8 protein-coding genes are annotated in these 9,069 nt (G+C 29.3%); all 8 read left to right on the top strand.

The genetic code is table 11. The features are described from left to right. The first annotated feature begins 355 nt into the window (after positions 1-355). The 8 genes from ACRC03_RS11210 (at position 356) to ACRC03_RS11245 (ending at position 9,062) form a co-directional block, all read left to right on the top strand. Positions 356-727, top strand: coding sequence for a PBECR2 nuclease fold domain-containing protein (locus ACRC03_RS11210; RefSeq protein WP_438652654.1), 372 nt, complete (start codon positions 356-358; stop codon positions 725-727). A gap of 526 nt (positions 728-1,253) precedes the next feature. Continuing rightward, a complete protein-coding gene (locus ACRC03_RS11215; RefSeq protein ID WP_438652655.1) occupies positions 1,254-1,868 on the top strand; it encodes a type II toxin-antitoxin system PemK/MazF family toxin in 615 nt (204 codons plus the stop codon). A 534-nt stretch (positions 1,869-2,402) separates the two neighbouring features. Continuing rightward, on the top strand, positions 2,403-3,332 hold the full coding sequence (locus ACRC03_RS11220) for an Rpn family recombination-promoting nuclease/putative transposase (protein ID WP_438652656.1): 930 nt from the start codon (positions 2,403-2,405) through the stop codon (positions 3,330-3,332). A gap of 253 nt (positions 3,333-3,585) precedes the next feature. After that, positions 3,586-4,170 (top strand): transposase, encoded by a 585-nt coding sequence (locus ACRC03_RS11225; protein ID WP_438652657.1) that lies wholly within the window; start codon positions 3,586-3,588, stop codon positions 4,168-4,170. Between the two features lie 22 nt (positions 4,171-4,192). Beyond that, positions 4,193-5,731: a YifB family Mg chelatase-like AAA ATPase gene (locus ACRC03_RS11230; protein WP_438652658.1), complete on the top strand. Its 1,539-nt coding sequence runs from the start codon at positions 4,193-4,195 to the stop codon at positions 5,729-5,731. 3 nt (positions 5,732-5,734) lie between these two features. Next, positions 5,735-6,742 (top strand): DNA-processing protein DprA, encoded by a 1,008-nt coding sequence (gene dprA / locus ACRC03_RS11235; RefSeq protein WP_438652659.1) that lies wholly within the window; start codon positions 5,735-5,737, stop codon positions 6,740-6,742. A 266-nt stretch (positions 6,743-7,008) separates the two neighbouring features. Continuing rightward, positions 7,009-7,917 carry a DUF368 domain-containing protein gene (locus ACRC03_RS11240; protein WP_438652660.1) on the top strand — a complete coding sequence of 303 codons (909 nt, stop codon included), beginning with the start codon at positions 7,009-7,011 and terminating at the stop codon, positions 7,915-7,917. Between the two features lie 311 nt (positions 7,918-8,228). Beyond that, positions 8,229-9,062, top strand: a complete 834-nt coding sequence (locus ACRC03_RS11245) for an Rpn family recombination-promoting nuclease/putative transposase (protein WP_438652661.1) — start codon at positions 8,229-8,231, stop codon at positions 9,060-9,062. The last annotated feature ends 7 nt before the right edge of the window (positions 9,063-9,069 follow it).

The following is a 9,069-nucleotide window of genomic DNA, read 5'->3' on the forward strand; positions in this document are numbered from 1 at the left end:
TTGTCTTCTTCAACAAACGATTCTATAGACTCAAGTCTAATTTGTTCTCTAGTTCCATTTTGGATATAGTTCATAATTTAAGGCCCCCTAATAACTGTTATTTAATCAAATTATACCATATTAAGGTACTTTTCGCACAGCCTGCCGGGGGTGCGAAAAAAGTCGAAAAGAATTTTTGAGAATAAGCCCGCGCAGCGATGTGTTAATTTAAAAAGTTAGATATATGAAAGCCGGAGGCTAATATAAATATATTGATACTCTGAATTTAATTGTTAATTAGAATGGTACTTGTATAATAAATTAGTTTTATGGTAATATGAATTAGATGAAATATAATAATCTAAGGAGCTTTACCGTGGAAAAAATTGAAGTAGTTGGAAAACTTAATAAACGCATAATAAATGAATTTAGTCTTAATATAAATGAAAATCAAGATATTTTTTGTGGTGAAAGTAATAGAGAACATATGAAAAGTGAGCATCCTGAAGATTATAAAAAGTATGGTGAATATATTCAAGATATAATAAGTAATCCTACATACATAGCTAAACATCCTAAGAAAAATAGTATTGAATATATTAAGGTATATATTATAGAGGATAATAATCATGTTTTAGTTGCAGTAAGAGCAACAGGTAAAGGTAAATTATTTGCGAGAACATTATTTGTTATGGATCCAATAAAGGTAGAAAAATATAAGAGCAAGAATGCACTTATACCATATTAAATAAAGAGTTGATTTTTTAGTATAGATATAGTATAGTATATACATAATATATTAAGGAATTAATATATTAAAATTAGCATAGAATATTATTAAGAATAATGAGGGCGGAACAGGTAGCCGCCGCCACGTTTTTAACGGTAGGAGATGAAGATTACCACCTTCCTTTATTCTTAAGTGTACAAAGCCATAGTGAATGCTATGGCTTTTTTTAATTAGCAAGCCAAGTCGCAAGCTCCTCGGCAAAAACGCCCGGCAGTGCGAAATTTGTTGTTTTTTTGCAAATTCGCATTTAGACCCGCGCAGCGATGTGTTAATTGGAAAAGTGAGATGTATGAAAGCCGGAGGTTAAGCCTTCGGCTATTAAAATACAAAATAAAAATAAGACATCAGTATCCTAAAAATTAAAAATAATGTAATTAATTTAATAAAAACTAGTAATTATACAACAGTGATTACAAATATTTGAATATAGAATTAGAATATGGTAGAATTGAGTGCATAGTATAGAATGCAAGGAAGTGTATAAATGAATATAAAATTAGATGAAACAAAATTGCATATAGAGTGGTTAAATAGAAAATTGACCTTAAATTATAGAGCAGACAATGCGACTATGCAAAACATAAGAAATATAAAAAGAGGAGATGTTTTTTACTGTGACTTTGGGATGGGTGTAGGTAGTGAAATGCAAAAGCAAGGTAGACCATGTGTAGTAATTCAAAATAGACAAGCAAATATAAATTCACCAATAGCAATTGTAGCACCTATAACTCATACAGGAAAAAATATAGGAACTATAGTAGAATTAAGTACTAAATTTGGAAATGATGATAGTACTTCTTATGTAAATTTAAGCCAAATAACAACTGTAAGTAAAATTAGACTAGGGGATAAAATATGTGCCTTAAATAATGATGATATTAATAAAATAGATAAGGCAATAGCTTATTCATTGGAAATATATAAGCACTATGATAAATTAAAGAAGAAAAATGATAAAAATTTATTATATATTGAGAAAGTTAAACAGGAAAGAAATATAGCGCAAGACTCATTGAAAGATATATTGAATACTCTAGGAGTGGCCGATATAGATGAAGCGAAAAGTAAAATAGCAAACTTGACAAATGAACATAAGTAGGATAAAATAGTAATACAAAGATATTACTTCCGAAGCGAAGTAATTTAAATTTAATTTCAAAGATAAGGAATCTAGAATAGGTTCCTTTTTCAATATAAAGATGTATCAAATAAAAAAAATATGCATAAGATAATAATACAAAGATATTACTTACGAAGTGAAGTAATTTAAATTATTTTAAAGATAGGGAACCTTGAATAGGCTCCCTTTTCAAATTGATAGCAAGCCAAGTCACAGATTCCTTGTCAAGGATGCCCGGCAGGTTGTGCGAAAACCACCTTTTATAACTTTTAAGGATTTAATTTTGAGCTAAATTGTAAAATATACAATCTAGCTCAATTTTTAATTTATATAAAAATCATTTCACAAAAAGTATAAAAAATCGATTATATAGAGTTAAGAAGAGTAGGAATAGGAAATCCGAAGGTAAGAGAAAGCCTTGGGCTATTAAAATATATAAAAAAATAAAAGGTATAGAAAAAGGATTAAATTTGCTATAATATAAATATAAGAAAAGCGAGGAAGTGAGAAGGATTGACACAAAAACATGACTTTGATGCAGCTTGGAAATCTATTTTGGAAGCCTTTGAAATAGAGATAGTAGAACTACTATTTCCAGAGCTATATGAAAAAATAGATTGGGAAAAAGGAACAGAAGCATTAGACAAAGAATTATTAGAAATTCAAAAAGATATCTTTGATAAAAACAATAGTCAGTTAATAATATCGGATAAAATAATAAAGGTAAGATTAAAAAATAATGAAAGTAAAATTCTATTCATCCATGTAGAAGTACAAAGCTACAGTAGTGGAAGCGATGTATTTGGAGAAAGAATGTTTAGATATTTTTATAGAATATGGGATAAATTTAGATATAAGTATGAGGATAAGTCAGAAATAATAGCAGCAGCGATATATACTTACAAAGGTGATAGAGGAAAAGATAAGCAGTATTTATATAAATGTTTAGATTTAGATGATGAAGTATTAGTGTATAACTTTAGAACTATAGATGTAGAAAAAGTAAAGCTAGAAAACATAAGTGAAGATAATCCATTGAAATTAGTATTTAAAATGGCAAAAGAACTAATAGAACTAAATCCAAGGGATGAGAATATATATAATAGTAAGATAAAGCTAATGGAAGAATTAGTTCATTATGATAAAGTAAAAAATAATGAGCAGATAAAGGCACTAGCTGATTTTTTAGAATATCTATTTTTAATACAAGATGAAGAGCTGAAGGTAAAATATAGAGAATATAAAGAAAATATTGGAGGTGTATCTAATCTGAGTATAGATGAAATAAGAAAAATTTATTATGAGCAAAAGGGAATAGAAAAAAGAGATATAGAAATAGTATTAAATATGCTTAGTGAAGGTCTTAATGAAGAAACTATATCAAAATTGACAAAAATAGATATAAATAAAGTATTAGAGATAAAAGATGAATATAAAAGTTAAAATTACTTAGCCCTTATTCTTAAATAGATAGCAAGCCAAGTCACAAGTTACTTGGCAAGGACGCCCGGCAGGTTGTGCGAAAACCACCTTTTATAACTTTTAAGGATTTAATTTTGAGCTAAATTGTAAAATATACAATCTAGCTCAATTTTTAATTTATATAAAAATCATCTCACAAAAAGTATAAAAAAATTGATTATAAGAGTAAAAAATAGTCAAGACTGAAAATACAGAAAAAGTGAGGTGAATGAAGATGACAAGAAAGAAAATCGAGTGGAACGAAGGAGCGATATATCACATAACAGCGAGAGGAAATCGAAGAAATGACATCTACAAAGATGAAGAAGACTTTCAAGTATACCTAACAATGTTAGAAGAAGCACTAGACTACTACGAATTCTACAATTACAAGATAATAAGTTACTGCCTGATGGACAATCATGTGCATATAATACTAAAAACAGATACAAAGCCACCAGGAGAGCTAATATCAAGAGTACACTCAATATACACAAAGTACTTTAATAAAAAATACAACTACATAGGTCATCTATTTCAAGATAGATACTACTTTGAGTTAATAGAAAATGATAGCCAATTGTTAGAAACCTCAAGATATGTACATCTAAATCCAGTGAAAGCAAGAATGGTAGAAATGCCAGGTGATTATAAATGGTCAAGCTACCAAATGTTAATTGGAGAAAAGGACGTAAAACTAATTGATGATGAAATACTGCTAAAGTATTTCAAACATGAAAATAGATTTAGATTATACAAAGAATTTATTGAAATGAAATTAAAATCAACGAGAGAACAACTGGAACTATCAGAATCCTAAAAAATAATAACTAGGAGGAATTATGGCAACAGTAGTAAATAGTTTTTCTATAGCAGGAATTGATGCATATATAGTTAAAATAGAGATAGATACATTATATGGGAAACCTTATGTATCAATAGTAGGTATGGGAGATACCGCTATAAAAGAGTCTAAGGAAAGGCTTGAAGCTGCAATAATAAATTCAAAATTTGAGTTTCCGAAGATGAGAATAGTAATAAATTTATCTCCGAGTGATATAAAAAAGAGTGGATCTCATTTTGATTTAGGAATGGCAATAGCCTTATTGATACAATCAAATCAAATGAAATCAGATGAAATAGATAAGTATGCTTTTGTAGGAGAGCTATCTTTAAATGGAGATCTTAGACCATGTGTAGGAGTACTACCTATGATTATGGAAGCAAAAAATAAAGGCATAAGAAATATTATAGTACCTATAGACAATGCAAAAGAAGCAAGTCTAGTAAGTGGAATGAATATATTTGCATTTTATAAACTAAAAGATGTAACTGATTTTTTGTCGGGGGTAAATCCTTATGAAAAAATAGAAGTAGATAATAACCATCACAAAATTGATAATCCATACATAGTAGACTTTCAAGATGTGCAAGGTCAAGATTCAGCTATAGAATTTGTAGCAGTGGCAGCAGCAGGTGGTCATAATCTTTTAATGTCTGGTTCGCCAGGTTGTGGAAAATCTATGATAGCAAAGAGAATACCTACAATATTACCATCAATGACAGAAGAAGAAGCATTGGAAGTTACTAAGATATACAGTGTAGCAGGTCTGCTAAAAAATAGAGGCACCCTTATTACAGAAAGGCCATTTAGATCTCCTCATCACAATGCATCCATGAATTCTTTGGTAGGTGGTGGTATATTTGCTATGCCTGGAGAGATATCTCTAGCTCATAATGGAATATTATTTTTAGATGAAATCGCAGAGTTCAATAAAAAAACACTGGATGCTCTAAGACAACCTATGGAAGATGGTAAAATATCCATAGCTAGGGTTAGGCATACTCATGTATTTCCAGCAAGTTTTATGTTAGTATCAGCTATGAATCCCTGCCCATGTGGATATTATGGAGAGTCTAGGTGTAAATGTACTGATTACGAAGTACTAAAATATAGACAAAGACTTTCAGGACCAATAATGGATAGGATAGATATACAAAAGTACTTTAGAACTGTAAATGTATTAGACCTTGCAAATGATAAAAAAGGTCCAAGTTCAAGAGATTTATCCAATAAGGTACAATTAGCTAGAGATATTCAAAGAAAAAGATTTGAAAATATTATAGGTATATCATGTAATGCTCAAATGACTCCTGAACTTATAAAAGAGTACTGTAAGCTAGATGAAGATAGTATGAAAATGTTAAGATTAGCATTTGATAAATTTCAATACAGTGCAAGAACTTATCATAAGTTCCTCCGAGTAGCTAGAACATTTGCAGATATGGAAGGTGAATTGCATATTAGCAAATCACATATTGTAAAGGCTCTTATGTGTAGAGAAATAGAAAAGGAGCAAGCAACTATGGTTGTAGTATAAAGTATGGAAAAAGAAATTTATTATATTTGGTTAAGTAAAATTAAAGGTATTGGACCTATATTATCTACAAAACTTATTGATTATTTTAGTGATGTAATTTATGTATACAATTCTTCAAAAGAAGAGTTGATGAAAGTGGATGGTATAGGAGAAAAGACTGCAAGTATAATCAGTAATAATAAAGATTTATCTGAGAGTGAGAAGATATTGTCTAAATGTAAAAGTCTTAACATACAAATTATAACTAAAGATGCAATGAATTATCCGAGTCAATTAAAAAAGTTTCATAATTCTCCTTTAATTCTTTACGTAAGAGGCAATTTAAAACAATTTGATAGTTCAGTTGCAATAGTTGGGTCGAGACGTTGTTCTCATTATGGCAAAGATATAACTGTAGAATTAGCGGAAGCTTTATCTTCAAAGAAAATACCTATAATAAGTGGTATGGCAAAAGGAATAGATAGTTATGCTCATACAGTAGCTTTGCACAATGACAATTACACAATAGCTATTTTGGGAACCGGAGTAGATATATGCTATCCAAGTGAGCACTTGACTTTAATGAATAAAATAATTGAAAATGGTGCTATTCTATCTCAATTTGAGCCAGGTACAACAAATATTAAACAAAATTTTATAAAAAGAAATGAACTGATAGCAATACTATCTGATAAAATAGTTGTGGTAGAAGCATCAAAGGATAGTGGATCATTATTTACAGCTAGATGTGGTGTTCAATATAAAAAAGAAGTTTACGCAGTGCCAGGTAATATAAATAGTAGTACTAGCGTGGGAACAAATATACTAATAAAAGAAGGTATAAAACCATATTTGTCAGTTGAGGATATAGTTGAAAACTCATTAAAAAAATGTATAATGTGCTATTCAAAAGAAGGACAAACACTAGATGAAATAAAGTCTAGTCTAAATATAGATGAATATAAGTTATTTGAATTAGAAGCAAATGGTTTAATTAAACAAGTTGGTGGACTCTTCTTTTCTTCAAAATGACGCCCGGGGGTGCAAAAAATGTCAAAAAATGTAATGATATTGTATATAGCGCTATATATATCATCGCATGGATAGAACAGTATAAGCATTTAGGAATTGATTAAGCTATAATAAAGACAGCTTACTCATATATTAGGAATATCTATCAAAGAACAAGACTTAGCTAATATAGATATACAATAAATAAAAAATATATTAAGTGAAAATGTAGACCATGTAGTCGACATAATCACAAGCACCTCGTGGGTGCAAAGGGAGGGGCTTAGGTGTATATATTAAATTTTATTAGAGGATTTTGCATGGCACTAGCAGATAGTGTACCAGGTGTGTCAGGTGGTACAGTCGCATTTATTTTGGGCTTTTATGATAATTTCGTAAACTCTCTAAACAACCTAATATCAGGAAATAAAACAGATAGAATAAATGCATTTAAATTTCTATCTAAAATAGGAATAGGATGGGTAACAGGGTTTATACTATCAGTATTATTTATAACCTCTGTATTTGAGAAAAATATATACCAAATAAACTCCTTGTTTTTAGGATTTATAATAGCATCCATTCCATTAATAGTAAAATCAGAAATAAAAACACTAACTAGCCATAAAAGAAATATAATATTTCTAATAATAGGTATAATAGTAGTTTGTGCAATGACATACCTAAATCCAGCAGCAAGTAGTGGTCAAAGTTTTTCATTAAAAATAGATAACCTACACCTACTATTTCTAGTATATATATTCTTATCAGGTATGATAGCAATATCAGCCATGGTATTACCAGGTATATCAGGTTCTACTATACTTCTAATATTTGGTCTATATGCTCCTATACTTACAGCAATAAACCAAGTACTAAAATTAAACTTTGAATACTTGCCAGCAATTATAATATTTATAATGGGAATATTAGTAGGAATACTGATAACTGTAAGAATAGTAAGAAAATTACTTAGAAAGCATAGAGCAAAAACTATATACTGCATAATAGGACTAATGATAGGATCTATATACGCAGTAATAATGGGACCTACATCACTAGAGATACCCAAACCACCAATGAGTATGCATACTTTTAGTATAGTATCTTTTGGTATAGGATGTGTATTAGTTCCAGGACTAGAATTACTTAAAAAACTACTTAAAAACAAAGATGAAGAACTAGAAATAATATAGTATTTTCATTAACAGCTACAACCTAAGCGGATATACAAAATAGTAAGAAACTAAGTCGCAAGCTCCTAGGCAAAAACGTCCGGTGGTACGAAAAATGTCGAAAGGCAATTTAGATGAGATGCCCGCGTAGCGATGTGTGAAGTGAAGAAGTAAGATAACTGAAAGCCGAAGGCATAAGAAAGCCTTCGGCTATTCAAATACAAAATAAAAATAATAAAACCTTCTAAAATTAAAAAAAGTAGGATATAATTTTTATATATAAACGTACAAGATAAAGAAAAAGTGTAGCTTTTCTTTAATGGAGGTAAGATATGTGTACACAATTATTTGATCCAAAAGTGGATTATATATTTAAGAACATATTTGGAAGTGAAAAACACCCAAATATATTGATATCTTTTTTAAATGCATGTATAAAGTCAAAATCACCGATAACAGAGGTTAAAATAAAGAATACTGAAATAACTAAAGAATATATAGAAGAAAGTTTTTCAAGGCTAGATGTATTAGCAACAACTCAAAATGGTGAAGTGATAAATATTGAGATGCAAAGAGCCGACGAAAAAAATATGATAAAAAGAAGTTTGTATTATTGGTCAAAAATATTTGCAGGAGAATACAAGGTAAAAGGAAAGTATAGTAGTTTACCAAGAACTATATGTATAAATGTATTGGATTTTAAACTTTTAGAAGAAGAAAAGTTTCATAATGTATATATATTAAAGAATAAAGAAAATAATAATATGTTAACTGATGTTATGGAAATGCATTTTGTGGAAATACCAAAGATGAAAGAAATAGACCAAGATGATATGTTATCTCTTTGGACTGCATTTTTAAATGATCCAAATAATGAAAAAATAGTAGAACTTGAAGCAAAATATGATGCACTTCATGAAGCAAAAATAGAGTTGGCAAGATTGAGTAGGGACCCTAAAGAAGCAGAGTTATATAGAATGAGAGAGAATGCTATAAATGAAAGAAGAAACTTCTTTTTAGAAACTTTCGAAAATGGTAGAGAAGATAGAGATACAGAAATAGTATTAAACATGCTTGGCGAAGGTCTTGATGAAGGAATGATATCTAAATTAACTAAGATAGATATTATAAAAATAAAGGAAATAAGAGAAAAATACAAAAGTTAATTATATA

The sequence above is a fragment of the Romboutsia sp. genome (genome assembly GCF_051659545.1).
Taxonomy (GTDB): Bacteria; Bacillota; Clostridia; order Peptostreptococcales; family Peptostreptococcaceae; genus JBOFOR01.